Raw genomic sequence first — 26,933 nt, 5'->3', positions numbered from 1 at the left:
TCACACGTCGTACGACCGGCCGCGCGTGCGGGTGCAGGGCGCAGGGGCGGCGCTCGGTCGAGGAGACGGCCAGGGCGGACGGATCATGCCAGCGCGGGCGCCTGCTCGGCCGAACCGGACGCCGCACCGGCGGGGACACGCTGCTGGGCGGGCTCCCGGCCGGGCGGCTCAGGCGCGGGCGGCAACTGGAGGGGAGCCGCATGCGCGAGTGCGGGCCGGGCCGGCGCGCGCCCGCGCAGCCGGGCCAGGGCGAGCCCGGCGGCCACGGTGGCCAGGACCACCACGACACCGGTGACCTGCAAAGTCACGCGGGGGCCCACGATGTCGCAGAGCAGGCCGAGAAGCGGCCCGCCGATGGCCCCCGCGCCCGCGCTGACCACGCCCTGGACGGCGATGACCCGGCCGCGCATGTGGTCGGGGCTGTCCAGCTGGGCGCGGGTTGCGAGGGTGGTGTCGATGATCACAGCGCCGGCGGCGATCGGCAGCATGAGCACGCCGAAGGCGGCCAGGCCGGGCATGAAGCCGCTGACGCTCTGGCCCACGCCGGTCAGCAGCGCGGTGACGAGCAGCAGGGCCACCGTGAGGCGGGGACGTCCGGCGGCGATCACCCCGCCGATCACCGTGCCGATCGCGAAGATCGTCGACAGCAGCCCGTATCCTCCGGCGCCGGCGGCCAGCGGTCCGGAGCTCATCGCCGCCATGGTGACCTGGTAGTTGCGGCCCAGGCTGCCCAGAATCAGCGCGAGCGCCAGCAGCACCACGAGCCAGGGCGTGCGAAGCACGTAGGACAGGCCTGCGCGCACCCCGCCCCGGTCCGTCTCGGAGCGCAGGAGCCGGTGCATCTCGGAGGCGCGCATGGCGAGGACGGCCACGATGACGGCGGCGAAGCTCAGGGCGTTGACGAGGAACAGGCCGGCCGTGCCGGTGAGTGGGAGAAGGGCCCCGGCCAGGCTCATGCCGAGGATGCGGCCGGCCGAATTGATGATCGATCCCAGCGCGAAGGTGTTCGGCAGGTCCCGCGCGGGGACCACCTCGGCCCCGAATCTGCCGAGGGCCGGGCCGCCGATGGCGTTCACGACGCCGCTCGCGAACACGATGGCGTACACCGGTGCCACCGAGCCGGGGGCGCCCGCGGCGGCGAGCGCGAGGAGAGCGGCGAGCGCCGCCTGAACCACCTGCGTGGCGAGCACGACCGGGCGGGCGGGGAGCCGGTCGGCCAGGGAGCCGCCCCACAGCCCCAGCAGGAGCATGGGTGCGGCCTGGAGGACCAGGCTGAGGCCCACGCTGGTCGCCGATCCGGTGGCCGAGAGGATCAGCCAGTTGACCCCCAGCACCTGCATCCAGGTGCCAGTGACCGAGACCAGGTCTGCTCCTGCCCAGAGGCGGTAGTTGTGATGACGAAGGGAGCGCAGCGTCGCCGCGGGCAAGGGCACGTCTTTGTCCTTCTTTGGGGCAATTGTCCGGAATGGCAACATCCCGAACCGAGAGAAGGATTCCGGTCAGACCGAAATATGGCGCGGATCACACCCGGAGAAGGTTTGACCAGGCTTCCTCTGGAGGTGGCCCGCCGCCGGCTGGAGAGGGGGACAGTGGCGCCGGTGTCCCCGACACGAGCACCCCCGGCGCCCGCGGCCCCGCGTCTGCGGAGAGGTCCTCGGACGGGACCTTGCCTCAGGAGAGGACGCAGTGGGTGCCGGTGTAGATCATCGGCATGCACTTCTTGCAGTGGACGCACAGTGACCGGGCGGCGGCGCCCCAGCGCATGCGGGCGACCAGGCCAGGCTCGCGGAGCAGGGCGCCGGGCCATGACGACGAACTGGAAGCCCTCGGCCATCCCCTGCGCGGTGAGGTACACGGACACATCGTGGGGCAGCGGGTTCAGCGTCAACATCACGATCACCGACGCCGGCTGTCCGGTGAACCAGAAGAGCCGTCTGAGTGCTCGATGACGTCGTTCCCTTGGAAGGTGCCCAGGCGGAGGGACGCGTCGATCGCTGATCTACGCTCGGGTCTTTGTGCTAGCTAGGCTGACCGCGTGACTGATGCGGCGGGACGGGTCGAGCCGTCTGGGGTGTGGGCCACAGCCTTGGGCGTGGCCCGGGTGAGGGCGATGGAGACGGCACGCGAGCAGCCGCTGTTCCGGGACCCGCTGGCGCAGGCCTTCGCCATGGCCGGCGGGAGAGACCCTGGGGCGCCGCCGCCCCCGCGCGCGGACGAGGCGGCGCGGCGCCGCTGGCTCGGTGTGGCCTTCTCGATCGTCATCCGGACGAAGTTCCTCGACGACCTGCTGGAGCGGGCGGTCGCGTCCGGCGTCCGGCAGGTCGTGCTGCTCGGAGCCGGGATGGACAGCAGGGCCTTCCGGATGGACTGGCCTGAGGGGACCCGGCTGTTCGAGGTCGACACGGCCGAACCGCTGCGCTTCAAGGCGTCGGTGCTGCGTCAGGAGCGGGCCGTTCCGCGCTGCGAGCGGATCACCGTCCCGGTCGACCTGCATGAGGACTGGCCCGGCGCCTTGGCCGCGGCCGGACACGACCCGGCGCAGCCGACGGTGTGGATCGCCGAGGGACTGCTGATCTATCTGCCCGAGGACGCGGTGCAGTCGCTGCTCGAACGGGTCGGCGCGCTGTCCGCCGCAGGCAGCAGGATGGGCCTGACACTGGGCTCGCGCGGTGTGCTCGAACGCTTCCGTGGAGACGCCACTCCGGGATCGGCGGCGTCTATGTGGCTCTGGGAGATGCCGGAAGACCCGGTCGGCTGGCTGGACGGCCTCGGCTGGAAGGCGGAGACCTTCACCCTGCGTGAGCGCGCCGAGGTCTACGGGCGTCCGATGCTCACCCCGTCGCAGCTTGACGAGGGCGCCGGCGGACTGGTCTCGGCGGTGCGCGCGGCGCACTGAGCACGATGAAGGCCGGCCCCCACATGTGGCGTCGGTAGAGCCTGTGGCGCATGCTGTCCGGCTCCGCGCACTCCAGCACTTCCTGACCGTGCCGAGTCAGCCGCCACCGGCGCAACTGCGTGAGACAAGGCCTCGCCCGACGTTCAGGTCCAGGCCACCCGGCGGTCATCGCCCGCATGAAGGGTGAACGTGTCCGCCTCTCCTCCGAGGCGGGCGTTCCTACCCAACAGACGGAGAAGCACGAAATGCGCATCCGCGCGCTGTTCGCCACCGCCGCGGCGGGCACGCTCGTCCTCATAGGCGCCGCGAGCCCCGCTCTCGCAACGTCCGGCTCGGCAGACGACGCTCAGACCGAGAAGGCCTCGGCCGTCACGACACCTCAGGCCGTCACGACGCCCCAAACCAAGGCACCCCACGAGCGCGAGCTCATCGGCGCGTTGCACGAGCACAGCGGCTACTCCGACGGATGGCCCGGCTCGCGACCCGCCGACTACTTCGGGTCTGGGCGCGACAAGCACGACCTGAACTTCGTCGGCTCGAGCGAGCACACCTCGAACGTCAACTCGCCGTTCACCTTCAACGAGGAGTGCCTGGACCCGCGGGTCGCGCCGAGCTGCCAGAACGCCGATCCGGTCAACCCGCTCGACGCGCTGCGCAAGTGGGACGCGGAGCTCGAGCAGGCCAAGGCCGCGACCGACCCCGCGAAGGACTTCGTCGGCTTCCGCGGGTTCGAGTGGACCTCCGACCGCATGGGCCACATCAACGTCTACTTCTCGCGCGAGAACTCGCTGCCCGAGACCGACGGCGGCACCATCGCGATGGACCGCTTCTACGACTGGCTGACCACCACCGGCAAGGACGGCCTGGCGGTGTTCAACCACCCCGGCGACAAGACGCTGTGCGGCCCGCTGAAGTGCGACGTCCGCAGCGACCTCGGCTTCGGCTGGGAGGACTTCAAGTACTTCCCGAAGGCCGACGACCAGATGGTCGGCATCGAGGTCTTCAACGGCGGCAGCGACTTCGGCTCGGCGCCCGGGCACAACGCCCCGCCCGAGGGCTGGTACGCCCACGCGCTCGACAAGGGCTGGCACGTCGGCGCGATCGGCGCCGAAGACAAGGGGCACGACCGCACGGACGACTGGGGCGGCTCGCAGTACGCCAAGACCGTCGTCCTGGCCAAGGCCAACACCGAGAAGGACATCAAGCGCGCGATGGCCGACCGCCGCTTCTACGCGGTGCTCGACAACGCGCTGCGACTGGACTTCACGGTCGACGGGCACGGCATGGGCGAGCGGATCCACACCAACGGCAAGAGCCCGCTGGCGATCGACGCGCACGTCCGCGGCTCGAGCACACCGCTGCAGCTGGAGCTCGTCAGCAACGGCGGCCAGGTGGTCGCCAGCGCGACCGGCGACCAGCTCAACGCCTCGCTGAAGGCGGCCGACGACACCTGGTACTTCCTCAGGGTCCGCCGCGACGGGCGTTCGGTCGCGTACTCCAGCCCGATCTGGGTCAACGACGGCAAGCAGGTGGGCGCGCCGAAGGCGCCCGAGAGCGATCTGAGCACCACGGACGGCCGCTGGCTGGCGGGCGACCTGAACGTCCACAGCTGCTTCTCCAGCGACGTCTACTGCGCCGGGACCGACGACGCGAGCGAGGCCGACCCGTTCCGCCAGGGCGTCGACGTCCGCTCACGCTTCGCCGAGGCGGGCAGCCGCGGGCTCGACTACCTCGCGGTCACCGACGACGGCGACGTCCGCTCGGCGAACGCGCCGGGCTCCGGCAGCCACGGCGTGCTCGCGATCCCCGGCTACGAGGACAAGGTCAAGGGCGACGCCCACGTGCTCGGCGTGGACAAGCTGCTCGACAATGGCGACGGTTCCGCCGCCGCGATCAACAAGCTCGCGGACGACGCGCGCGCGAAGGGCGGCGTCTTCCAGATCGACCACCCCGGCTCTAAGATCACCAAGAAGTTCGCCGGCTGCGACGCTTCGACGCTCACCTGGGGCTACGGGTTCGACGTGCGGCCGGACACGATCGAGGTCTGGAATCCGAGCTCGAGCATCCGCGCCGCCGAGGACTACCTCGACTGCTGGCTGCAGCGCGGCGCGCGCGTCGCGCTGACCGGCGGCAGCGACGCCCAGACGAAGGTCGCGCAGCCTCAGGGCGCCGGCTATCCCACCACCTGGGTGCTCGCGCGCAACCGCTCGGCGGGCGCCGTGCTCGAGGCGTTGCGCGCCGGCCGCACCAGCGTGTCCTCGCTGCCGCCGGCCGTCGGCGGGCGCCCGCTCGTGATCGAGGCCAAGCGGGGCGGACACTTCGTGTCCGTCATCGGCGACGACGTCCGTCCGGGTGAGACGCTACGCGTGCGCTCGCTCGACGCGCTCACCGACGGCTCGCTGCGCGTCGTCGCCAACGGCCAGACGCTGCTCGACCAGCACCTCACGCGCGACGGGGCGATCGAGTTCACCGCCCCGGCCCAGCCGGGCTGGGTGCGCGCCGAGCTTCGCCTCGGCAACGACCTGCTCGAGCAGACCCCGCTGTGCGGACCGATCGACGTCGGCGCGAACCTGTGCCCGTACGACGCGGCGATGGTCGCGATGACCTCGCCCGTCTACGTCCGCTGATCCCTCGATCTCAGTCGCGACGAGGCCCCGGTCCGTTGGACCGGGGCCTTCGTGCTGTATGGGAGTCGTCCAATTGCGCGTGCGCATGCCGGCGACAGCCGGTCTCCGCGTGACATGGGCCGGTAGCAGCCTGCGGTCTTCTTCGCTCGGGAGACGGATCGGCCGAGATGAAATACCGGCTGATCGATGCGGAGAAGACACGCTACGGCGTCTCCCTGCTGGTCCGGGTGCGGGTGTGGGCGGCGTGTGGATCTCGGACGTGATGGTCGAGAGAGCGGCACGGCCCGCATCCGACGGGTTCGCCGGCGCATGCGGCAGCCGGCCGAGTGAGGTCGCTTCGAGTCGACGCCGGCTGACGGCCCCCCGAACGGAAGACTTCATGTGCCCGGGTGTCCGCCTGAGACATCCCCAGAGTTCGGGGCCGGCACCGGCGGCGTCCTGAAGGTCCGTGCTCTCGCGGGGTCAAGGGGATACCTGCTGCGGGCGGGGCGGCTTGCCGGTGAGCGGTGAGGGATGCGTTACGGCGGATGAACGTGCGCGTGACGCCGGGGAAACGACGGCCCCGTACATATCTGTCAATCGACAGAAATCCCCCCAGCGCCCGGAGCCCCGATGGCCGTCACCGTTCCTTCCGCTCCCCCCACCGACGAGAGCGCCCTGCAGACGTTCGGCTACCGCCAGGAGCTGCACCGCAGCATGGGCAGGTACGCCTCCTTCGCCGCCGGATTCTCCTTCATCTCCGTGCTGACCACGGTCTTCCAGTTCTTCGCGTTCGGGTACGCCTTCGGGGGCCCCGCCTTCTTCTGGACCTGGCCCGTGGTGCTGGCCGGGCAGATCCTGGTCGCCCTCAACTTCGCCGAACTGGCCGCCCGCTATCCGATCTCCGGCTCCATCTACCAGTGGTCCACCCGGCTCAGCACGGCGACGTTCGGCTGGTTCGCCGGATGGATCATGATTCTCGGGCAGATCGTCGTGATCGCCGCCGCGGCGCTCGCCCTCCAGGTCGTGCTGCCCGCGATCTGGCCGGGATTCCAGCTCGTCGGCGGCGACCCCGCGCCCACCACCGCCACGGGAGCGGCCAACGCCGCGATCCTCGGCCTGGTCCTGCTCGCGCTCACCACGATCGTGAACGTCGTGGACAACCGCGTGCTCTCCCGGGTCAACGGCATCGGCGTCACCGCCGAGATCGTCGGGGCGGTGCTCATCGTGGTGCTGCTGCTCACCCACGCCGAGCACGGTCCCGGCATCACGCTCAGCACCGGCGGGCAGGGTGGAGCCATCGGCGCGCTGCTGGTCGGCTCGTTCACCGCCGCCTACGTCCTCATCGGGTTCGACAGCGCGGGGGAGCTGAGCGAGGAGACCCGCAACCCCCGGCGGGTCGCCCCGCGCACGATCCTGACCGCGCTCACGGCGGCCGGGCTGCTCGGGGGGCTCATCCTGTTCGCCGGTCTGCTCGCCGCTCCCAGCCTGACCGACGGGAGGCTGGCCACCGAGGGCCTGTCCTACGTGCTCACCAGCAGGCTGGGCGACTGGGTGGGCAAGCTGCTGCTGGCGGACGTGGTGCTCGCGATCACCGTGGCGACCCTGGCGATCCAGACCGCCGCCACCAGGATGCTGTTCTCCATGGCACGCGACGGGGCGATGCCGTTGTCGGGCGTGCTGTCCAGGGTCTCGCCCCGCACCGGCATGCCGACCGGGCCCGCGCTGGTCACCGGGGTGGCCGCGGCGGCCATCCTGCTGCTCAACTTCGCCTCTCCCGAGGCGTTCCTGGCCATCGGCACCACCTGCATCGTGCTGCTCTACCTGGCGTACGCGATGGTGACGGGCCCCCTGCTGCTCCAGCGCCTGCGCGGCGGCTGGCGGGGCGGGGCGCCGGCGGGGTTCGCCGAGGACGGCAGCCCGCTGTTCAGCATGGGCCGCTGGGGCCTGCCGGTCAACGCGCTGGCCTTCTGCTACGGCCTGGCGATGGCGGTCAACCTGGCGTGGCCGAGAGCCGAGGTGTACGCCCCGATCACCGGCCACTGGTTCTTCCAGTGGTTCACCCTGCTCTTCCTGGCGGCGGTCGTGGCTCTGGGTGCGCTCTACCGGCGGCTACGCCGGCCCGTGGCCCGTCTTGCGCAGGCCGGGCAGATCCCGGTCGGGAACGCCGGCCAGGCGTAGCGCCGCGTCGGCGGTGGCGGCCGCCAGCGTCTCCAGGACGTCGGCGGCCATCTCGCCCGGAGCGTCCTCCCTGCGGATCAGGATGACGCCCTCGATCAGCGCGAACAGCAGATCGGTGCGCAGCGCCCGCTCGTCGGGCGTCAGCGCCGCACCGGCGGAGGTGGCCGCCAGCAGCCGCGCGTAGGTGTCCTTGAGCTCGTCGCGCATGCGCCGGAAGGCGGCGAACCGCTCGGTGCGCACCTCGGGCAGGAGGTAGAGCGCGCCCAGGTTGTGGGGGCCCGAGCACAGCAGCCTGGCGTCGCAGTGGCACAGCTCCCACAGCCGCTGTTCCGGCGTGCCGCCGGTCAGGGCGCGGGCGGTCTCCAGGGAGGGCCGCACCGTGCTCTCCAGCAGCTCGGCGAGGATGTCCTCCTTGCCGTCGAAGTAGTGGTAGATCGACGCCTGCCTGATCCCGGCCCGCTCGGCCATCGCCCTCGTCGAGGTCGCGGCGTAGCCGTGCGCCGTGAACAACTCCGCCGCCGCCGTCAGGATCTCCTCCCGCGGGCTCAGCTCACTTCGGGGCCGTTCGACGGCTCGCGGCCTGCCGACTCTTCTGACGGTGGAACGGGCGCTCACCGGACGATCGTCGCACACCTTCGGCGGAGCGCTGCGGCTGTGCGCTTCCGGTAACGGGCGGGAAACGTCGCGACGCGTGAGAGGAAACATGCGCCGCCTAATTTCTGTCGCACGACAGAAATACACCCCCTGAGGAGAACGCGCATGGCGACCAGCACGACGTACGGCGCGCGCGAGCACGCCCGAGCACAGGAAGGCACCACGAGCGACACCATGCCGGTGCTCCCGGCCTCGGACTGGCCCACCCCGCCCGACGGCGTCGACCCCGCCGACCTCGTGTGGGCCGAAACCGTCGCCGGGGGCGGTTACACCCACAAGGCGCTGGCCCGGGGCACCGAACTGCGCCTCACCGACCTGGCCGGCGACGCCTGCGCGCACCTGCTGCTGTACGTCGAGGGCCGCCCCTGGGAACGCCTCAACGTCGCCGACACCGTCAAGGTGCTGTGGAACGCCTACCTCGGCGAAGGCCACCTGCTGCTGTCGGACCAGGGCCGCGTGCTGGCCTCCGTGGTCGCCGACACCTCCGGCCGCCACGACACCGTGTGCGGGACATCCACCCTGCGGCGCAACACCGAGCGGTACGGCGACGGCTCCCCGCACGGCCCCGCCCCCGCCGGGCGAGAGCTGTTCACGCTGGCCGCCGCCAAGCACGGGCTCGGGCGACGGGACCTGCCCCCCTCGATCTCCTTCTTCCAGGGCGTCGAGGTCGAACCCGACGGCGGCCTGACCTTCACCGGCTCCGCCGGGCCCGGCGCGTCCGTCACCCTGCGCGCCGAGATGCCGCTGGTCGTGCTCATCGCCAACACCGCTCACCCCGTCGACCCGCGCCCCGCCTACACCTGCACCCCGCTGGAGGTCCTGGCCTGGCGCGCCCGGCCCACCGGACCTGACGACCCCCTGTGGCAGTCGAGCCCCGAAGGCCGCCGCGCCTTCCTCAACACCGCCGAGGTGACCCGATGACCGTGTCCGACGTACCTGTGTCCGACGTACCTGTGTCCGCCGCGCCCGCGCCGGGCGCCACCGTGCTCGATGTGATCGTGCCCGCCCGCGCCCCCTGGTCGGCGATCATCCGCACCGGGCAGGAGCTGACCATCACCGACCTCGGCGGCAACCAGGCGGTCGACTGCCTGCTGTACGACGCGAACGACACGGCCGTGCGCTACAGCGCCCCCGACACCATCCACGCCCAGGGCAGCATCTTCCTCACCACCGGCAGCGTGCTGCTGTCCAACGAGCACACCCCGCTGATGACCGTCGTCGGCGACACCTGCGGCCGCCACGACACCGTCGGCGGCGCGTGCTCCAAGGAGTCCAACACGCTGCGCTACGGACACCACACCTACTCCCAGTACGCCTGCGTCGAGAACTTCCTCATCGAGGGCAGCCGCCACGGGCTCGGCAAACGCGACCTGGTCAGCAACATCAACTGGTTCATGAACGTCCCGGTCGAGGCCGACGGCACGCTCGGCATCGTCGACGGCATCTCCGCTCCCGGCCTCGCGGTCACCCTGCGCGCCGAGACCGACGTGCTGGTCCTGGTCTCCAACTGCCCGCAGATCAACAACCCGTGCAACGGCTTCGACCCCACGCCCGTGCGGATGACGGTCCGATGAACACACTCCTCGTCGCCAACCGAGGCGAGATCGCCGTCCGCGTCATCGCCACCGCCCGCCGCCTGGGGCTCCGCACGGTCGCCGTCTACTCCGACGCCGACCGGGGCGCGGCCCACGTCCGCCTGGCCGACCACGCCGTACGGCTCGGCCCCGCTCCCGCCCGGGAGAGCTACCTCGACGCCGGCCGGGTGCTGCGGGCCGCCCTGGACAGCGGCGCGGACGCCGTCCACCCCGGCTACGGCTTCCTGTCGGAGGACGCCGCCTTCGCGCGCCGGGTCGAAGCCGCCGGGCTGGCCTTCGTCGGTCCCACCCCCGAGCAGCTCGACCTGTTCGGGGCCAAGCACACCGCCCGCGCCGCCGCCGAGGCGGCCGGTGTGCCCCTGCTCCCCGGCACCGGCCTGCTTCCCGACCTGGACGCGGCCCTGAGCGCCGCGCGGGACATCGGCTACCCGGTCATGCTCAAGGCCACCGGCGGAGGCGGCGGCATCGGCATGCGCGCCTGCCGCGACGCCGGCGAGCTGGCCCAGGCGTGGCAGAGCGTCCAGCGCACGGCCGCCGCGAGCTTCGCCTCGGCCGGGTTGTTCCTGGAACGCCTGGTCGAGGGCGGCCGGCACGTCGAGGTCCAGGTCTTCGGTGACGGCATGGGCAATGTCGTCACGCTCGGCGACCGCGACTGCTCGCTGCAGCGACGCCACCAGAAGGTGCTGGAGGAGGCCCCCGCACCCGGCCTGCCGCCGCTGGTGCGGGCCAGGCTCGCCGACAGCGCCGCAGGCCTGTGCGCCTCCGTGGGTTACCGGTCGGCGGGCACCGTCGAGTTCATCTACGACCCGGCGCGCGCCGAGCCGTACTTCCTGGAGGTCAACACCCGCCTGCAGGTGGAGCATCCGGTCACCGAGGCGATCTACGGCGTCGACCTGGTCGAGTGGATGCTGCGCCTGGCCCAGGGCGACGCCGGTCACGTGCACGCCGCGCTGCGCAACCCGCCCGCGGCCGTGGGCCACGCCGTCGAGGCCCGGGTCTACGCCGAGGACCCGAGCCGCGACCACCGGCCCAGCGCGGGCCTGCTCACCAACGTCGCCTTCCCCGCGGGCGTGCGGGTCGACGGCTGGGTGGAGACGGGCACCCAGGTGAGCAGCGCCTACGACCCGCTGCTCGCCAAGGTCGTCGCGCACGGCGCCGACCGGGAACAGGCCCTGGACCGGCTGGCCGAGGCGCTGGCCGAGACCAGGATCGACGGCGTCGAGACCAACCTCGGGCTGCTGCGCGCCGCCGCCGGCGATCCTTCCGTACGGGCGGCCACGCACGGCACCGCCACCCTGGCCGGGCTCGCCGACGGCTCCCGGCGCATCGAGGTGGTGCGGCCCGGCACCCTGACGACCGTCCAGGACTGGCCGGGACGGACCGGCTACTGGCAGGTGGGCGTGCCGCCGTCGGGACCGATGGACGACCGCTCCTTCAGGTACGGCAACGCCGCCCTCGGCAACGACCCCGGCGCACCCGGCCTGGAGTGCACGTTGCGCGGCCCGGCACTGCGCTTCAGCCACGCCGCCACCGTCTGCGTCACCGGCGCGCCCGCGCCCGTGACCGTGGACGGCACGCCCGTTCCGCAGTGGGAGCCGGTCACCGTGCCCGCCGGCGGCGTGCTGGACATCGGCGCCGCAGAAGGGCCGGGACTGCGGGTCTACCTGCTCATCGCGGGCGGATTCGACGTTCCCGCCTATCTGGGGAGCGCCGCGACGTTCACACTCGGCGGGTTCGGCGGCCACGGCGGCCGGGCCCTGCGCGCCGGTGACGTCCTGCACGGTGGTTTCCTCAAAGACGGTGGTTACCTCAAAGACGGTGGTTGCCTCACACACGGGGGACACCTCGCACACGGCGGCACGGAGACGGGCGCGGGGACAGGCGCCGAGGCGGGGGAGCGGCCCGAGTTCGGGCAGGCCTGGCGGATCGGCGTGGTCGAGGGTCCGCACGCCAACCCCGAGTTCTTCACCGACGACGACATCCGCGACTTCTACGCCGCCCAGTGGAAGGTCCACCACAACTCCGCGCGCACCGGCGTCCGCCTGATCGGCCCCAAGCCGCGCTGGGCCCGCCTCGACGGGGGAGAGGCGGGACTGCACCCCTCCAACATCCACGACACCCCCTACTCGGTGGGCGCTGTGGACTACACCGGTGACATGCCGGTCGTGCTCGGCCCCGACGGCCCCTCGCTCGGCGGGTTCGTCTGCCCGGCCACCGTCGTCACCTCGGAACGCTGGAAACTCGGCCAGCTCCGGCCGGGAGACACCGTCACCTTCGTCCCCGTACCGCCCGCGATCGGCGCCCCCGGTGACGGCGGCGTGCTGCACCGTCTGCCCGAGACCGGCGAGCGGCCCGCCGTCACCTACCGGCGCAGCGGGGACGACAACATCCTCGTCGAGTACGGGCCGATGGAGCTCGACCTGGGCCTGCGCATGCGCGTGCACGCCCTGTCCGAGGCGCTGTCCCAGGCACTCGCCGCCCGGGACCTGCTCGGCGTCGCCGACCTCACCCCCGGCATCCGTTCGCTTCAGATCCACCTCGACCCGGCCGTGCTGTCGCAGCGCGACCTGCTGGCCGAGCTGCTCCGCATCGAGGACGGCCTGCCGCCGACCGGAGAGCTGGAGGTGCCCAGCCGCGTCGTCCACCTCCCCCTGTCGTGGGACGACCCCGCCACCCGGGAGGCCATCGCCCGCTACATGGCGGGAGTGCGCGACGACGCGCCCTGGTGCCCGTCGAACATCGAGTTCATCCGGCGGGTGAACGGCCTGGAGGACGTGGCCGAGGTCCATCGCATCGTCTTCGACGCCGAGTATCTCGTCCTCGGGCTTGGCGACGTCTATCTCGGCGCTCCCGTGGCCACCCCGCTCGATCCGCGGCACCGCCTGGTCACGACCAAGTACAACCCCGCCCGCACCTGGACCGCCGAGAACTCCGTCGGCATCGGCGGCGCGTACCTGTGCGTCTACGGGATGGAGGGACCGGGCGGCTACCAGTTCGTCGGCCGCACCACGCAGGTGTGGTCGAGCTGGCAGCAACGCGGCGCGTTCCAGCCCGGCTCCCCCTGGCTGCTGCGCTTCTTCGACCGGATCCGCTGGTATCCGGTGACGGCGGAAGAGCTGCTCGAACTCCGCGCCGACCTGGCGGCGGGGCGCCTCGAACCCAAGATCGAGGAGGGAGTGTTCCGGCTCGCCGACTACCGTCGCTTCCTGGCCGAGCACGCCGATTCGATCGCGGCCTTCCGCGAACGGCAGGCCGCCGCCTTCGCGGCCGAACGCGCGGCCTGGCAGGCGTCGGGCGAGTTCGACCGCGCGGAACAGCCGGCAAGCCCGGCCGAGACCGAGCTGGAACTTCCACCGGGCTGCCGCCTGGTGGAGGCGGAGTTCGCCGCGAGCGTGTGGCAGATCGGCGTCACGCCCGGCCGGCGGGTCGCCGCAGGGGAGCCGCTGATCGTGCTGGAGGCCATGAAGATGGAGTCCGCCGTCCTGGCTCCGGCGGACGGCGTGGTCGAACGCGTCCTGGTCAGGGCCGGTGAGCAGGTGGAGGCGGGCGCCCCGATGGTGGTGCTGAGGAGTGATCGTGGCTGAGACGGCACTGGAACGGGTCCGCAGGGCCTACACCCGGATCGCCGAGACCGGCCGTCCGGAGATCTGGATCGACCTGCGGCCACAGGCCGACGTGGAGGACGAGGCCGCCGCCGTGGACGCCCGGGTGGCGGGCGGCGAGCACCTCCCCCTCGCGGGGCGCCTGCTGGCGGTGAAGGGCAACATCGACGTGGCCGGGCTGCCGACCACCGCCGGCTGCCCCTCCTACGCCTACCTGCCGGACGCCGACGCCCCCGCCGTGGCCGCCCTCCGCGCGGCCGGGGCGATCGTGCTCGGCACCACCAACCTGGACCAGTTCGCCACCGGGCTCGTCGGCACCCGGAGCCCGTACGGCGCGGTGCGCGCCGCCACGGACCCGGCCCGGATCTCCGGGGGATCCAGCTCGGGCTCGGCGGTCGCCGTCGCGCTCGGCCTGGCCGACCTCGCGCTGGGCACCGACACCGCGGGCTCTGGCCGGGTCCCCGCCGCCTTCAACGGCATCGTGGGGCTCAAGCCCACCTACGGCCTGATTCCCGCGGAAGGCGTGGTCCCGGCCTGCCGGAGCCTCGACTGTGTCAGCGTCTTCGCCCGTACGCTCCCCGAGGCCCAGCGGGCCCTGGCCCTCATGACCCGCCCTTCCGCCCGGCCGGCGTCCCCTCCGGCCCGCCGTCCCGGACCGTGGCGGGTGGCCGTGCCGGGCACCGCCGACCTGGGCCCGCTGGCTGCGGGCTGGGCCGAGGCGTTCGAGGCGACGGCGGGCCGGCTGGCCTCGGCGGGGGTGGAGATCGGCCCGATCGACCCCGCCCCCTTCCTGGAGGCCGCCGCGCTGCTCTATCAGGGGGCGTTCGTCGCCGAGCGTTACACCGCCGTCGGCGCGTTCGTCGAGAAGGGCGGCCCCGACCTGGATCCCGTCGTCGCCTCCATCGTCACCGCGGCGCGTGACCTGCCCGCCCACCGCCTGTTCGCCGACCGGGAACAGCTCGCGGAGCTGCGGGAACGGGCCATGAGCCTGCTCGGCGACCGCGACGCCCTGCTCCTGCCGGTCACCCCGCGCCATCCCACCCTGGCGGAGGTCGCGGCCGACCCCGTCGGCGTCAACAGCGATCTGGGCCGCTTCACCAACTTCGTCAACCTCTTCGACATGTGCGCACTGGCCGTACCCGCCGGACAGGTGGACGGACTGCCGTACGGAGTCATGCTCGTCGGCCGGGCCCACGCGGACGACGACCTGGCGGCCATCGCGCGGCTGCTCCAGCCGGCCGTACGCCTGGCGGTGGTCGGCGCGCACCTGTCGGGACAACCGCTCAACCACGAGCTCACCGCACGCGGCGCGCGCCTGCTGGCCACCACCAGGACCGCCGAGCGCTACCGGCTGCACGCCCTGGCCACCGACCCGCCCAAACCCGGGCTCGTACGGGTCGCCGAGGGCGGCGCGGCCGTCGAGTGCGAGGTGTGGGAGCTTCCCGCCGAAGGGCTGGGCGACCTGCTCGCGGCCCTTCCCCGCCCGATGACGCTGGGCCAGGTCGAAATGGCCGACGGCGCGAACGTGCCGGGCTTCCTCTGCGCTCCGGAAGGGCTGCGGGACGCGGCCGACATCACATCGCACGGGGGGTGGCGCGCCTACCTCCGATCACTGGCGGTTCCTGGCCGCTCCGCTCCCTGACGCCGCCGGTGGTCATGTGCCTGACGGCGGTCACGGTGATGGCCGCCGTCAGCCGGCGCGGTCGAGGCGGGCGGCGGCGTCGTACGACTCGCGGGCGTCGAGCAGTTCGTCCCAGTGCTCCGCCGCCCAGGCGCAGGCGACCTCCAGCGGTTTGAGCATGCTGCGGCCGAGCGGGGTCAGCTCGTACTCGACGTGCGGGGTGGCCTCGGCGTAGACGGTGCGCGTGACCAGGCCGTCCCGTTCGAGGGACCGCAGCGACTGGGTGAGGACCTTGGGCGTGACGCGGCTCAGCGGTACGCGCAGCTCGGAGAACCGGCGCGGCCCGTGTTCGAGGCACCGGATGACGAGCGGCGCCCACTTGTCGCCGAAGCGGATCGGATTGAGCGAGGACGGACACAGCTCGTCGAACATGTCGGCGGGCAGGGGTTCCCTCATGACCTCACGATAACCGGTATCCCGGCGGTAACCAGGGGCCCGGATAGCGTCCGGGGGCATCGGCCGGGCGCACGGGCTCCGGCCTTGGTGAGAGGTGGTTCGCCGTGAACATTGTGATCTTCGGAGCGGGTGGCCGGGCCGGGCGGCAGGCGGTCGCGGAGGCGCGCCGGCGCGGTCACCGGGTCACCGCCGTGGTGCGCGACCCCGCGGGCCACGGCGACCTGGGCGACGTGCGGGTGGTGGCGGGCGACGTCACCGACCCGGTGAGCGTCGAGCGCGCGGCCGCCGGGCACGACGCCGCCGTCAGCGCGGCCGTGGACCTGTCCGCGTCGCCGCACGACTTCTTCACCGCGTCGGCCCGCGCCCTGTCCACCGGCCTGGCGAAGGCGGGCGTATCCCGCCTGGTGGTGGTCGGTCTCGCGTCGGTCATGCCGGGGGCTTCCGGTGCTCCTCTGATGGACGAGCCCGGCTACCCGAACGAATATCGCGCCTTCTCCCTCGGCCACGCCGCGGGCCTCGACGAGCTCCGGGCCTGCGGCCTCGACTGGGCGTACGTGGCGCCCGCGGGCGACTTCGACCACGACGGCACGGGCACCGGCGGCTACCTGCTCGCCGAGCACGGTGACATGGCCAGCCGGATCACGTACGCGGACTTCGCGATCGCGCTGCTCGACGAGGCCGAGGCACCCCGCCACCACCGCGCCGCCGTCAGCGTCCGGGAGACGCCGTCGTCCCCCTGAACGGCTACGTGAAGGGTTTCAGCGACACTGACGCTCAGCCGTGCAGGTTGCGGCGGAGGAAGGCGTGCCAGGTCTGCTCGAACGAGCGGGCCAGGGCCGACGTGGCCGCGAAGCGGTCCCAGGCGTGGAACGCGCGGGCGTAGAGGTGCAGGTCGACCGGCACACCGGCGGCGGTCAGCCGGCGGGCGAAGTCGATGCCCTCGTCCCGCAGCACATCGAACTGGGCGACGGCGACGAAGGTGTCCGGCAGACCGGCGAGGTTCGTGGCCCGGCCGGGCGCGGAGTACGGGTGCACGTCGCCCGTGTCCAGCCGGTCGCCCAGGACCGCGGCCCAGGCGAGCCGGATGTCCGGACGGGCGAAGACCACCTCGGAGACGGCCTCGAAGCTCGACGGCGTCTCCAGGCGGTCGTCGAGCATCGGGTAGAGCAGGGACAGCGAGCACGGCCGTACGGCCTGCCGATCGCGCGCCATGAGCGCGGTGGCCGCGGCGGGGGCTCCGCCGCCGCTGGCACCGGCGAGCCCGATCCGGTGCGGGTCGATCCGGTGCTCGGCGGCGTGTTCGGCGAGGTGGGTGTAGGCGAGGTAACCGTCCTCGGCGGCACCGGGAGCCGGGGTCTCCGGGGCGAGCCGGTAGACGACGGCGGCCACGACGCAGTCGAGGTCCAGGGCCAGAGCGGTGTGGTAGGCGTCGTCGTCGCGGGCGTCGTCGCCGAGGACCTGGGCGCCGGCGTGGAACCAGACCAGGGCCGGGAGGGGGTGTTCGGCCCCGGCTGGGCGATACAGGACCACCTCGAGCTCGGTCCGATCGGCTCGGGGGATGCGCAGCGTCTCGATCGTGACCCGCGGGTCCGCCGGGGCCGGGGCCAGCTGGGCGCGGGCCTCGCGGAGTCGCGCACGCAGGCCCGGGATGTCGGAGAGTTCGAGCAGGGTGCCGTTCGCGGCCTTGGGCATCGCGGCGAACGCGGCGGCGAGTTCCGGGTCGAGGGCGTCGACGGTTCCAGGCATGGGAGGTCCTTTCAGAACAGGGAGGGCTGGCCGCTGCCGGCGGTGATGCCGCCGTCGACGGGCAGGATGACGCCGGTGATGAAACGGGCGTCGTCCGACGCCAGGAAGCAGACCGCGGCGGCGACGTCGGCCGGGGTGCTGAAGCCGGTGAGCGCCCGGCGCTGGTTGAAGCGTTCGATCAGGTCGGCGTGCTTCGCCGCCAGTTCTTCCGGCCCGGTCAGTGACGGGGCGACGGCGTTCACCCGGATGCCGAACTGGCCGAGGTCGAAGGCGAGCCCGCGGGTGAGGTTCACGACCGCGCCCTTGGCCGCGTTGTAGGCGGTGAGCCGGCGGTCGCCGCCGAGGCCGGAGGCCGAGGCGATCTGGACGATGCTGCCGCGGCTGTCCTTCAGGTACGGCAGCGCCGCCTGCGCGCCGAAGAAGCAACTGTCGACGTCGGTGCCCATGACGAGCCGCCAGTCCGCCGGCGTCGTCTCCGCGAACTCCCTGCCGAGGCCGACGCCGGCATTGGAAACCAGGACGTCGATGCGGCCGAACCGGGCGGCGCCGGCGTCGATCATCGCCTGCACCTCGTCCTGGCTGGTGACGTCGGTGGCGACCGGGAGCGCACGGTGGGTGCCGAACTCGGCCGCGAGGGCCTCCAGCCGGTCCTTGCGGCGCGCGGCGAGGACGACGTTGGCTCCTTCGGCGGCGAACCGCCGCGCGATGCCCTCGCCGATGCCGGAACTGGCTCCGGTGACCACGACCGTCCTGCCGGTGAAACGCTGTTCCACGGTGACCTTCTCTATGTCAGTGGCTGACGCACTTGCGTCAGTGGCTGACTGTACGATGCGACAGTGACTGCCGCAAATCCATGTCAGTCACTGTCGCTCGTGGTAGGGTTCCGAACGTGCCACGGAACGGGGATGAAGTGCGGCTGCGCCTCCAGGAGGCTGCGCTTGAGCTGTATTTGGAGCGTGGCTACGACAAGACCACGACCGGGGACATCGCCGCCCGCGCCGGGGTCACCGAGCGGACCTTCTTCCGCCACTTCGCCGACAAGCGTGAGGTCTTCTTCGACGGCGAGGCGCAGCTACGGGACCTGCTGACCGGCGCGGTCGCGGCGGTGCCGGCCGGCACCAAACCACTGCCCACCCTGCGGGCCGCGTTCCACCAGACCGTGCCGCTGATCGAACGCAACCTCCCGATCACCCAGCGGCGGGCGCCGGTCATCGCCGCCACGCCGGCCCTGAAGGAACGGGCGCTGGCCAAGAGCGCGGCCCTCGTCGCCGCGCTCACCGACGCCCTCCGGGACCGCGGCGTCGCCGAGCCGATCGCGGCCCTGTGCGCCCAGGTGGGCATGGACACCTACTCGATCGCCATCCGCCGGTGGGGAGCCGACCGCACCGACGACCTGCACACCCACCTCGACCGGGCCTTCACCGATCTACGACTCGCCGCGAACGCCCTGAAGTGACCGGCCAGGCGTGATTTCTCGCCCTTGATGGCGGCGCGGTCCCGGCGCCGCGTCGTCGGCGGACACGGGCCGTCCGGACGAGGGTGGGCCGGACGAGGGCGGGCCGGGCCGGAGCGGTGGCCGATTCCCGGGCGTACCGGCGTGTTTGGCTCTCCTACCTGCGGGTAATCCGGCGCGGACGTGCCCGAACCGCTCCATGGAGGATTTCGCCGAATGGATGCCAGCAAGCCCGCCAAGGCCGTCAAGGACGTCGTGGAGAACGCCGCGGAGAAGGTGGCCGGCGCCCTGACGCCGGACGTTCCCGGCGCGCCGGGCAGCGCCCCGGCGACCATCGAGGAGCCGTCGACGCCGCGCGGCCCGCTGCCGCCGAAGAAGGAGCAGGGCGCTCCCGCGACCGTCACGCCGACCGGAGCGGAGACCGGCGCGCCCGCCCCGTCGAAGGGCCAGCAGGGCGCCTACCTCACCACCGCGCAGGGGGCGCGGCTGCGCGACACCGACCACTCGCTGAAGGCGGGTGAGCGCGGCCCGACCCTGCTGCAGGACCACCACCTGCGCGAGAAGATCACGCACTTCGACCACGAGCGCATCCCCGAGCGCGTCGTCCACGCCCGGGGCGCGGGCGCGCACGGCGTGTTCGAGGCGTACGGCACCGCCTCGGCGGTGACCAAGGCCGGCTTCCTCAAGAAGGGGAAGAAGACCGACGTCTTCGTGCGGTTCTCCACCGTCCTCGGTTCGCGCGGCTCGGCCGACACGGTCCGCGACACCCGCGGCTTCGCGACGAAGTTCTACACCGACGAGGGCACCTTCGATCTCGTCGCGAACAACATCCCGGTGTTCTTCATCCAGGACGGCATCAAGTTCCCCGACGTGATCCACGCGGGCAAGCCGCACCCCGACAGGGAGATCCCCCAGGCGCAGAGCGCGCACGACACGTTCTGGGACTTCGTCTCCCTGCACACCGAGGCCCAGCACCACACCATGTGGAACATGTCCGACCGGGGAATCCCGCGATCCTTCCGGATGATGGAGGGCTTCGGCGTCCACACCTTCCGGCTCGTCGACGAGGCGGGGGAGACGGTGCTGGTCAAGTTCCACTGGAAGCCCAAGCTCGGCGTGCACTCCCTGACCTGGGAAGAGGCGCAGATGCTCAGCGGCATGGACCCCGACTTCCACCGTCGCGACCTCTACGACGCGATCGAGGCCGGCGCCCACCCCGAGTGGGAGCTCGGCATCCAGGTGTTCCCCGACACCCCGGACCAGACCTTCGAGGGCATCGACCTGCTCGACCCGACCAAGATCGTGCCCGAGGAGCTCGCGCCGGTGCAGCCCGTCGGGCGGATGACGCTCAACCGGACGCCGACGAACTTCTTCGCCGAGGTCGAGCAGGTCGCCTTCCACGTCGGCCACCTGCCTCCGGGGATCGACGTCACCGACGACCCGCTGCTGCAGACGCGGCTGTTCTCGTACCTCGACACGCAGATCACGCGGCTGGGCGGCCCGAACTTCGCGCAGATCCCGATCAATCGTCCGCACTGCCCGGTCAACGACATGCTCCGGGACGGCTTCCACCAGCACGCCGTGCACTCCGGGGTCGCGCCGTACCGGCCGAACTCGCTGGACGGCGGCAATCCGTTCGTCGCCGGTGACGCCGAGAACGCGTTCGTCGACACTCCGGTCGAGGTCGCCAGGGGGAGGAAGGTCCGCGCCAACCCCGTGTCCTTCGACGACCACTTCAGCCAGGCCCGCCTGTTCTGGCTGAGCATGTCGCCGGTGGAGAAGGAGCACATCATCCGCGCCTACACCTTCGAGCTGGGCAAGTGCTACGAGCAGGCGATCAAGGAGCGGCAGCTCCGGTGCCTGGCGAACATCGACCCGGTCCTCTGCCGGGAGGTCGCCACCGGGCTGGGCCTGCCCGCGCCGGAGCCGGCCCTGCCGCTCGCCGACCCCGCACCGAGCCCCGCGCTCTCGCAGGTGGGCAAGGAGTGGCCGGGTGACGGCCGCATGGTCGGCATCGTCGTGGACGACGGCGCCGACCTCGACGGCGTACGCGACCTGCGCAAGGACGTGTTCGCCGCCGGCATGGTGCCGCTGCTGATCGCCCCGCACGGCGGGATGCTGGGCGACCTGCCCGTGCAGCGGACCTTCGCCACCGCCCGGTCGATCGAGTTCGACGCCCTGCTGGTGGCGGCCGCGCCCGCGCCGGCCCCCGACGCCCTGTCGGCGCGCGACGCCAAGGCGGGCGCCGGTGGCTCCCTCACGGTCGACCCGCGGGTGACGCTCATGATCGAGGAGTGCTGGCGGCACGCCAAGGCCATCGGCGCCTGGGGCGCAGGCGCGAAGCTGCTCGCCCAGTCGGGACTCTCCGGCGCGCCGGGCGTGGTCTCCGGCGACTCGGCCACGGAGGTCTTCACCACCGTGCAGCGGCTGATGGCCGCCCATCGGGTCTGGGAGCGGTTCCCCGCCTCGGTGGCCTGACGCTCCGCATCGGGCGTGCGCAGGGCCTCCTCCCTCGGCTCAGGGGGAGGGGACTACCCGGCGGCGACGAGTTCGGCGATCCGCGCCTGGTCGGCGTCGGCGGCGAGGAAGGCGACGAGCTTCTGCTCGACGTCGTCGGCGGTGAGGAGGACCACGTGCCGTAGTTCGAGTTCGCCGAGGAGCGGATGCCGCAGCCTCTTGGTGCCCGAGCTCAACGGCGCGATGTCGTGCCGCGGCCACCACGCGCGTACCTCCGGGCTGGCGGTCTTGAGCCGGGCGGTCAGCTCCTCGAACCCGTGGTCGCCGGAGTGGCGGGCGGCGGCGGAGCGGAAGCGCGCGAGCAGCGCGGACGCCTCTTGCTCCCACTCGACGAAGACCATGCGCGCGGCCGGGTCGGTGAACATCCACCAGAGCATGTTGCGAGCCTCGGGCGCCAGCAGGAGCCAGTCGGTCCACAGCGTACGCGCCGCGCGGTTGGCCGCGAGCACGTCCCAGCGCCGTCCCGTGACGTACGCGGGGCACGGGTCGAGCCGGTCGACGAGATCCGCGACGGCGGGTGCGAGGCTCTCCCCGCCGGGCGGGACGACCGGTGGCGCGGCGAGGTGGGCGAGCTCGTGCAGGTGGGCGCGCTCGGCGGCGCTGAGGCGCAGAGCGCCGGCCAGCGCGTCGAGGACCTGACGCGAGGGGCGCGCGTCCCGGCCCTGCTCAAGGAAGGCCAGGTAGGTCGGGGAGATCGCCGCGAGCGTGGCTACCTCCTCCCGCCGCAGGCCGGGTGTGCGGCGCCGGGCGCCCGGGGGAAGCCCCACGTCGGCGGGGCGCAGGCGGTTCCTCCGGGAGCGCAGGAAGTCGCCCAGCTCCCTCAGCCGTGCGGGATCGACGGCATCGGTCATGACGATCCTGATACTGCGGTTACTAGCATGAACGTCCTGTGGTTACGGCGGTCCGGCGACGTTAGCGTCGTCTCGTGACTACACGATCTTCGCCTGCTTCGCACCGGATCCTCACCGAGTCGGTCGAGATGACCGTCGCCGACGGGTCGCGGATGGGCGGCTTCCTCGCCCGCCCGGCAGACCCCGGGCGCTTCCCCGGCGTGGTCGTGGCGATGGAGCTCTTCGGCGTCAGCGCCCACGTCCGCGACGTCTGCGAGCGGCTCGCCGCGGACGGATACGTCGCGCTGGCGCCGGACCTCTATCACCGCGACGCCCCCGGGATCGAACTCCCGCACGACGCGGCGGGCCGTGAGCGCGGCTTCGAACTCCTGCACCGGATGACGCGGGATCAGGCGGTGGACGACGTGCGTGCCGCCATGGACCACCTGCGTGCGCGGGGCTGCGCGCGCGTCGGCATGGTCGGCCTCAGCGTCGGCGGCCACGTGGCCTACCTCGCGGCCGCCCGCCTGGACCTCGCGGCGGTCGCCGTCGCCTACGGCGGCTGGATCCCGGCCGCCGACATCCCCCTCGGCAGCCCGGAGCCGACGCTCGCGCTGACCCCCGGTATCACCGGGCGCGTGCTGGTCCTCGTGGGCGCCGAGGACCACGTCGTTCCGCCGGACCACCGCCGGATGATCGCGGACGCGCTGCGGGCCGCCGCCGTACGCCACGAGATCGTCGAATATCCCGGGGCCGGTCACGGGTTCCTCTGCGACCGCCGTGACACGTTCGACGCCGCGGCGGCCGGCGACGCCTGGCGGCGCCTGCGGGAACTGCTGGCCGAAGAACTGGTCGAGAGTGGTCCGGTGAGGATGCGGTAACGTCCCCGCAATAAGAAACATCGCAGTAACACTCCCGAATACGCCGTGAAACGGCCAGCGGTGAGTCTCATGGTGCGCCGGTGGCGGAACCGCCGGACGACCACCCTGAGGAGTGTGAGGCGATGACATGCCGGTGAAGGTAGATGGCGGCGCCACCGCCTGGCTCCTGGCCTGTACCGCGCTCGTCCTGCTGATGACGCCGGGCCTGGCCTTCTTCTACGGCGGGATGGTCAGGGCCAAGAGCGTGCTCAACATGATCATGATGAGCTTCGTCTCGATCGCCCTGGTCACCCTGGTCTGGCTGGCCGCCGGCTACAGCCTGGTGTTCGGCCCCGACATCGGGGGGCTGATCGGCGGCCTGACCCACGTGGGGCTGCACGACATCACCATCGGGTCGGTCACCGGGCAGGTGCCGACGCTGCTGTTCGCGACGTTCCAGCTCACCTTCGCCGTCATCACGGCGGCCCTGATCAGCGGCGCCATCGCCGACCGGGCCCGCTTCTCGGCCTGGATGGTCTTCGTCCCGGTGTGGGCGCTCGTGGTCTACGCGCCCATCGCCCACTGGGTGTGGGGCCCCGGCGGCTGGATCCACGCCATGGGCACGCTCGACTACGCGGGCGGCCTGGTCGTGGAGATCACCTCGGGGGCCTCCGGGCTGGCCATGGCTCTTGTGCTCGGGCCGCGGATCGGGTTCAAGGCCGAGGCCATGCGACCGCACAACCTGCCGCTGGTGCTGCTCGGCGCCGGGCTGCTGTGGTTCGGCTGGTTCGGATTCAACGCCGGTTCCGCGATGGCCGCGGACGGCACCGCCGCCGCCGTCTTCCTCAACACCCTGGCCGCGGGGTGCACCGGCCTGCTGGGCTGGCTGCTGGTGGAGCAGCGCCGCGACGGCCACCCCACCACGTTCGGGGTCGCCTCCGGCGTCGTGGCCGGGCTGGTGGCGATCACGCCGTCGTGCGGCTCGGTCGACGTGCTTGGCGCCCTGGTGATCGGCCTGGCCGCGGGCATGATCTGCTCGCAGGCGGTCGGCTGGAAGTTCCGGCACGGCTACGACGACTCCCTCGACGTGGTCGGCGTGCATCTGGTCGGGGGCGTCGTCGGCACCCTGCTCATCGGGCTGCTGGCCACCCGTACGCTCACCGGCGCCGACGGCCCCCAGGGCCTGCTCTACGGTGGCGGGCTTGCCCAGCTGGGCAAGCAGGCGCTGGCGGTCCCGGTGGTCGCGCTGTACGCCTTCGCGGTCACCTACGGGATCGGCAAGCTGATCCACCGGCTGATGGGCTTCCGGGTGAGCGAGGAGGACGAGGTGTCCGGCGTCGATCTGGCGCTGCACGCGGAGACCGCCTACGACCACGGCGTGCTCGACCACGCCGTGCGGCTGCGCACCCACCGCCCCGTGCCGGCGCAGCCGGATCCGCGTCCCACGACCTGATCGCCAAGGTCCGTGATCGCGACTGGTGCCGACGAGAGCCGGCCCTCGGCGTCGGACGCCGGAGGGCCGGCCGCTCGGCGGTGAGCGGAACGCCCGCCAGGACGCCTACCAGGTGACCGGCATCGTGGTCAGGCCGTGCACGACGGTGAGGGAGCGGAACAGCGGCTCGCCCGCCGGCCGCAGGCCGGGGAACCTGCGCAGCAGGGCGGGGAACGCGATTCGCATCTCCATGCGGGCCAGAGGAGCGCCGAGGCAATGATGCACGCCGTGCCCGAACGCGACGTGGCCGACGGCATCCCGGCGGATGTCCAGGTCGTCGGGGTTCGAGAAGAGCCCCGGATCGCGGTTGGCGGCGGGAAGTGAGCAGATGACGGTCTCGCCGGGGCCGATGGTCTGGCCACCCAGCCGGACCTCGGTCGTGGTGAGCTTGACCGTTCCGGAATGCACGATGCTCAGCCACCGCAGCAGCTCCTCGACGGCGGCGTCCACGCGGTCCGGCTCGTCGCGCAGCAGCGCGAGCTGGTCGGGGTGCCGCAGCAGGGCGAGTGTGCCCAGCGACAGCATGTTGGCCGTGGTCTCGTGCCCGGCGAGCAGCAGCAGGCTGCCGATGCCGGACAGTTCGGCGTCGCTCAACTCGTCGCCGTGCTCGCGTACGAGCATCCCGAACAGGTCCTCGTCGGGATCGTTCCGGATCGTCTTGATCAGGCCGGCGATGTACGCCCGCGCCTCGGACGCCGCCGCCGCGCGTTCGTCCGGAGACAGCGACACGTCGAGGATCCGCTTGGACGTGTCCTGGAAGCCGGCCCGGTCGGCGTACGGCACGCCCAGCAGCTCGCAGATCACCAGCGAGGGAACCGGGAGGGCGAAGTCCGTCACCAGATCGGCGGGCGGCCCGCCGCGCTCCATGGCGTCCAGATGGTCGTCGACGATCTGCTGGACTCTGGGCTCAAGCCGGCGCATCCGGCGGACGGTGAACTGGGCCGTGAGCATCCGGCGCAGCCGGGTGTGCTCGGGAGGGTCGGAGCCGAGCAGGTTGCCGGCGCGCATCTCGGCGACCTCCTCCTTGCTGGGCGGCGGCGCGCCGGGCGGCCGGAGCGGCGGCACGAGCGCGTTGCTGTACAGCTCGGGATGGCTCAGCACCGTACGGACGTCCTCGAATCTGGTGACCAGCCAGGCGTCGGTGCCGAAAACGGTGCGGATCCGGGCCACCCCCTCGTCGTTCCGCAGCGCTGAGAGCTCCGGGGCGGGATGGAAGCCGTCCCGTCGCATGTGCAGGGGCGGGGACATGTCGCGCACGCGACCTCCTCGGGGTCACCGGAAGTTTGATGATCACCCTGCCACAATCCGACCCGCTCACGCGATCAGGCGAGGTGCCCGAGGGCGGCTGTGTAGATCTCGACGGCGTCCTCGATCCGGTGGACCAGGCAGTACTCGTCGGTGACGTGCGCCTGCTCGGGCTCGCCCGGGCCGCATACGACCGTGGGCCCCCCGCCGCAGGCGGCGGCGAGGACCGAGGCGTCGGTGAAGTAGCTGGCCGCGGGATGGTCGCCGGGCGCGCCCGCCCCCGCCTCGACCAGGGCCAGTACGAAGGGGTCGTCCGGCTCCGTCCAGATTGCGGGCAGGTCCACGAGCACGTCGAGGGTCGCCTCGTCACCGAGCGCGGCCTGCAGCCGCTCACGGAGACTTCCGTGGTCCTGGCCGGCGACGGTGCGCAGGTCGACGGTCGCGGCGGCCAGGTCGGGCACGGAGTTCACGTTGATCCCGCCGCGCACCGTTCCCACGTTCACCGTGGAGGGGCCGAGCCACGGGTGCTCCGGCACCCCGGGGTCGAACGTCTCGACGGCGCCGATGACGCGGGCGAGCTTGTAGATCGCGTTGTCGCCCAGGTGCGGCATCGAGCCGTGCGCCGTCGTGCCTCGCGTCGTGGCCTCCAGCCAGAGCGCGCCCTTGTGCCCGAGCAGCACCCGGTTGGCGGTCGGCTCGGCCACCAGCAGCGCGCGCGACCTGCTCACCAGGCCCGCGGCCACCATGTCGGCCGCGCCCTCGCAGCCGGTCTCCTCGCCCACGGTGAAGACCATCTCAAGTGCGGCCCTCGGCCCGGTACGGCGCACGTGCCGCTCGGCGGCGACCACCAGCGCGGCGACGCCGGCCTTCATGTCGCTCGAACCGCGCCCGTACAGACGGTCGCCGTCGATCTCCGCGCCGTGCGGCGCGTGCCGCCACGCCTGCCCGCCCAGCGGCACCGTGTCGAGGTGCCCGGTCAGCGTCACCGGTTCGCCCGTCCCCCAGCGCGCGATCAGCCCGGTGCGGCCGGGCGCGTGCGCATGCGTGCGCACCGCGAAACCGGCGTCCGACAGCCGTCTCGCGAGGGGTTCGGCCACCGCGGCCTCGCCTCCGCCCACCGAGTCGATCCTGATCAGCTCGCGTGCCAGCTCGACCGCCTCGTCCACGCGGCCTCCTTTC

Annotated in this window: 20 protein-coding genes; 12 read left to right on the top strand and 8 right to left on the bottom strand. The window is 72.4% G+C overall.

Features of this window, described 5'->3' with window-relative positions:
- Positions 1–83: 83 nt before the first annotated feature.
- Positions 84–1,433, bottom strand: coding sequence for an MFS transporter (locus ACIBK1_RS08270; RefSeq protein WP_396733421.1), 1,350 nt, complete (start codon positions 1,431–1,433; stop codon positions 84–86).
- A 602-nt stretch (positions 1,434–2,035) separates the two neighbouring features.
- Between ACIBK1_RS08270 and ACIBK1_RS08265 the strand changes: the two genes are divergently transcribed.
- The 3 genes from ACIBK1_RS08265 (at position 2,036) to ACIBK1_RS08255 (ending at position 7,683) form a co-directional block, all read left to right on the top strand.
- Positions 2,036–2,896 carry a class I SAM-dependent methyltransferase gene (locus ACIBK1_RS08265; RefSeq protein ID WP_396733418.1) on the top strand — a complete coding sequence of 287 codons (861 nt, stop codon included), beginning with the start codon at positions 2,036–2,038 and terminating at the stop codon, positions 2,894–2,896.
- A gap of 245 nt (positions 2,897–3,141) precedes the next feature.
- Positions 3,142–5,523: a CehA/McbA family metallohydrolase gene (locus ACIBK1_RS08260; RefSeq protein WP_396733415.1), complete on the top strand. Its 2,382-nt coding sequence runs from the start codon at positions 3,142–3,144 to the stop codon at positions 5,521–5,523.
- Between the two features lie 612 nt (positions 5,524–6,135).
- Positions 6,136–7,683: an amino acid permease gene (locus tag ACIBK1_RS08255; protein ID WP_051761084.1), complete on the top strand. Its 1,548-nt coding sequence runs from the start codon at positions 6,136–6,138 to the stop codon at positions 7,681–7,683.
- Here ACIBK1_RS08255 and ACIBK1_RS08250 read toward each other — a convergent pair.
- The gene (locus ACIBK1_RS08250; RefSeq protein WP_036404371.1) at positions 7,615–8,298 is read right to left on the bottom strand and encodes a TetR/AcrR family transcriptional regulator; all 684 of its coding nucleotides are present in this window, start codon (positions 8,296–8,298) and stop codon (positions 7,615–7,617) included. The two genes, ACIBK1_RS08255 and ACIBK1_RS08250, sit on opposite strands and share 69 nt — an antisense overlap.
- A 144-nt stretch (positions 8,299–8,442) precedes the next feature.
- On the opposite strand from ACIBK1_RS08250, the gene ACIBK1_RS08245 reads away from it, so the two are divergent.
- From ACIBK1_RS08245 to atzF, 4 genes are read left to right on the top strand one after another with little or no spacing between them, the layout of a single operon-like run.
- Positions 8,443–9,258, top strand: coding sequence for an urea amidolyase associated protein UAAP1 (locus ACIBK1_RS08245; protein WP_030505077.1), 816 nt, complete (start codon positions 8,443–8,445; stop codon positions 9,256–9,258).
- A complete protein-coding gene (locus ACIBK1_RS08240; protein WP_396733410.1) occupies positions 9,255–9,911 on the top strand; it encodes an urea amidolyase associated protein UAAP2 in 657 nt (218 codons plus the stop codon). Before ACIBK1_RS08245 ends, ACIBK1_RS08240 begins: the two co-directional genes overlap by 4 nt.
- Positions 9,908–13,516, top strand: a complete 3,609-nt coding sequence (locus ACIBK1_RS08235) for a 5-oxoprolinase/urea amidolyase family protein (RefSeq protein ID WP_396733407.1) — start codon at positions 9,908–9,910, stop codon at positions 13,514–13,516. The genes ACIBK1_RS08240 and ACIBK1_RS08235 overlap by 4 nt, the downstream gene beginning before the upstream one ends.
- Positions 13,509–15,176, top strand: a complete 1,668-nt coding sequence (gene atzF / locus ACIBK1_RS08230) for an allophanate hydrolase (RefSeq protein WP_396733405.1) — start codon at positions 13,509–13,511, stop codon at positions 15,174–15,176. The genes ACIBK1_RS08235 and atzF overlap by 8 nt, the downstream gene beginning before the upstream one ends.
- A 48-nt stretch (positions 15,177–15,224) precedes the next feature.
- On the opposite strand, the gene ACIBK1_RS08225 is transcribed toward atzF, so the two are convergent.
- Entirely contained in the window at positions 15,225–15,611 is a 387-nt protein-coding gene (locus ACIBK1_RS08225) for a winged helix-turn-helix transcriptional regulator (protein WP_030505073.1), read from the bottom strand.
- A 104-nt stretch (positions 15,612–15,715) separates the two neighbouring features.
- Here ACIBK1_RS08225 and ACIBK1_RS08220 point away from each other — a divergent pair, with 104 nt between their 5' ends.
- Positions 15,716–16,351, top strand: a complete 636-nt coding sequence (locus ACIBK1_RS08220; protein ID WP_396733401.1) for an NAD(P)-dependent oxidoreductase — start codon at positions 15,716–15,718, stop codon at positions 16,349–16,351.
- A 34-nt stretch (positions 16,352–16,385) separates the two neighbouring features.
- Here the strand turns inward: ACIBK1_RS08220 and ACIBK1_RS08215 are convergent, their stop codons facing one another.
- Positions 16,386–17,357 carry an alpha/beta hydrolase fold domain-containing protein gene (locus ACIBK1_RS08215; RefSeq protein WP_396733398.1) on the bottom strand — a complete coding sequence of 324 codons (972 nt, stop codon included), beginning with the start codon at positions 17,355–17,357 and terminating at the stop codon, positions 16,386–16,388.
- 11 nt (positions 17,358–17,368) lie between these two features.
- Positions 17,369–18,130, bottom strand: coding sequence for an SDR family NAD(P)-dependent oxidoreductase (locus tag ACIBK1_RS08210; RefSeq protein WP_030505070.1), 762 nt, complete (start codon positions 18,128–18,130; stop codon positions 17,369–17,371).
- A gap of 116 nt (positions 18,131–18,246) precedes the next feature.
- Here ACIBK1_RS08210 and ACIBK1_RS08205 point away from each other — a divergent pair, with 116 nt between their 5' ends.
- Positions 18,247–18,813: a TetR/AcrR family transcriptional regulator gene (locus ACIBK1_RS08205; protein ID WP_030505069.1), complete on the top strand. Its 567-nt coding sequence runs from the start codon at positions 18,247–18,249 to the stop codon at positions 18,811–18,813.
- 213 nt (positions 18,814–19,026) lie between these two features.
- Positions 19,027–21,288, top strand: coding sequence for a catalase (locus tag ACIBK1_RS08200; RefSeq protein WP_396733394.1), 2,262 nt, complete (start codon positions 19,027–19,029; stop codon positions 21,286–21,288).
- A 53-nt stretch (positions 21,289–21,341) separates the two neighbouring features.
- Here the strand turns inward: ACIBK1_RS08200 and ACIBK1_RS08195 are convergent, their stop codons facing one another.
- Positions 21,342–22,178, bottom strand: coding sequence for a helix-turn-helix transcriptional regulator (locus ACIBK1_RS08195; protein WP_396733391.1), 837 nt, complete (start codon positions 22,176–22,178; stop codon positions 21,342–21,344).
- 74 nt (positions 22,179–22,252) lie between these two features.
- Between ACIBK1_RS08195 and ACIBK1_RS08190 the strand changes: the two genes are divergently transcribed.
- Together ACIBK1_RS08190 and ACIBK1_RS08185 are read left to right on the top strand one after the other, a co-directional pair.
- Positions 22,253–23,038: a dienelactone hydrolase family protein gene (locus ACIBK1_RS08190; RefSeq protein ID WP_396733388.1), complete on the top strand. Its 786-nt coding sequence runs from the start codon at positions 22,253–22,255 to the stop codon at positions 23,036–23,038.
- Between the two features lie 127 nt (positions 23,039–23,165).
- Positions 23,166–24,470 (top strand): ammonium transporter, encoded by a 1,305-nt coding sequence (locus ACIBK1_RS08185; RefSeq protein ID WP_051761082.1) that lies wholly within the window; start codon positions 23,166–23,168, stop codon positions 24,468–24,470.
- Between the two features lie 105 nt (positions 24,471–24,575).
- Here the strand turns inward: ACIBK1_RS08185 and ACIBK1_RS08180 are convergent, their stop codons facing one another.
- Positions 24,576–25,757: a cytochrome P450 gene (locus ACIBK1_RS08180; RefSeq protein WP_357325450.1), complete on the bottom strand. Its 1,182-nt coding sequence runs from the start codon at positions 25,755–25,757 to the stop codon at positions 24,576–24,578.
- 74 nt (positions 25,758–25,831) lie between these two features.
- Entirely contained in the window at positions 25,832–26,920 is a 1,089-nt protein-coding gene (locus ACIBK1_RS08175) for a M20 family metallopeptidase (protein WP_357325444.1), read from the bottom strand.
- Positions 26,921–26,933 lie beyond the last annotated feature (13 nt).

The organism is Microbispora rosea (assembly GCF_044460045.1).
Classification (GTDB): domain Bacteria; phylum Actinomycetota; class Actinomycetes; order Streptosporangiales; family Streptosporangiaceae; genus Microbispora; species Microbispora rosea.
The sequence above is the reverse complement of the archived record's forward strand: the minus strand, read 5'-3'. Positions and strand labels throughout refer to the sequence as shown.

Coding starts and splice junctions, on each gene's coding strand:
- ACIBK1_RS08255 (WP_051761084.1), top strand. CDS start 6,136: ATGGCCGTCACCGTTCCTTCCGCTCCCCCCACCGACGAGAGCGCCCTG.
- ACIBK1_RS08245 (WP_030505077.1), top strand. CDS start 8,443: ATGGCGACCAGCACGACGTACGGCGCGCGCGAGCACGCCCGAGCACAG.
- ACIBK1_RS08215 (WP_396733398.1), bottom strand. CDS start 17,357: ATGCCTGGAACCGTCGACGCCCTCGACCCGGAACTCGCCGCCGCGTTC.
- ACIBK1_RS08200 (WP_396733394.1), top strand. CDS start 19,027: ATGGATGCCAGCAAGCCCGCCAAGGCCGTCAAGGACGTCGTGGAGAAC.
- ACIBK1_RS08195 (WP_396733391.1), bottom strand. CDS start 22,178: ATGACCGATGCCGTCGATCCCGCACGGCTGAGGGAGCTGGGCGACTTC.
- ACIBK1_RS08185 (WP_051761082.1), top strand. CDS start 23,166: ATGCCGGTGAAGGTAGATGGCGGCGCCACCGCCTGGCTCCTGGCCTGT.
- ACIBK1_RS08225 (WP_030505073.1), bottom strand. CDS start 15,611: ATGAGGGAACCCCTGCCCGCCGACATGTTCGACGAGCTGTGTCCGTCC.
- ACIBK1_RS08260 (WP_396733415.1), top strand. CDS start 3,142: ATGCGCATCCGCGCGCTGTTCGCCACCGCCGCGGCGGGCACGCTCGTC.
- ACIBK1_RS08240 (WP_396733410.1), top strand. CDS start 9,255: ATGACCGTGTCCGACGTACCTGTGTCCGACGTACCTGTGTCCGCCGCG.
- ACIBK1_RS08235 (WP_396733407.1), top strand. CDS start 9,908: ATGAACACACTCCTCGTCGCCAACCGAGGCGAGATCGCCGTCCGCGTC.
- ACIBK1_RS08180 (WP_357325450.1), bottom strand. CDS start 25,757: ATGTCCCCGCCCCTGCACATGCGACGGGACGGCTTCCATCCCGCCCCG.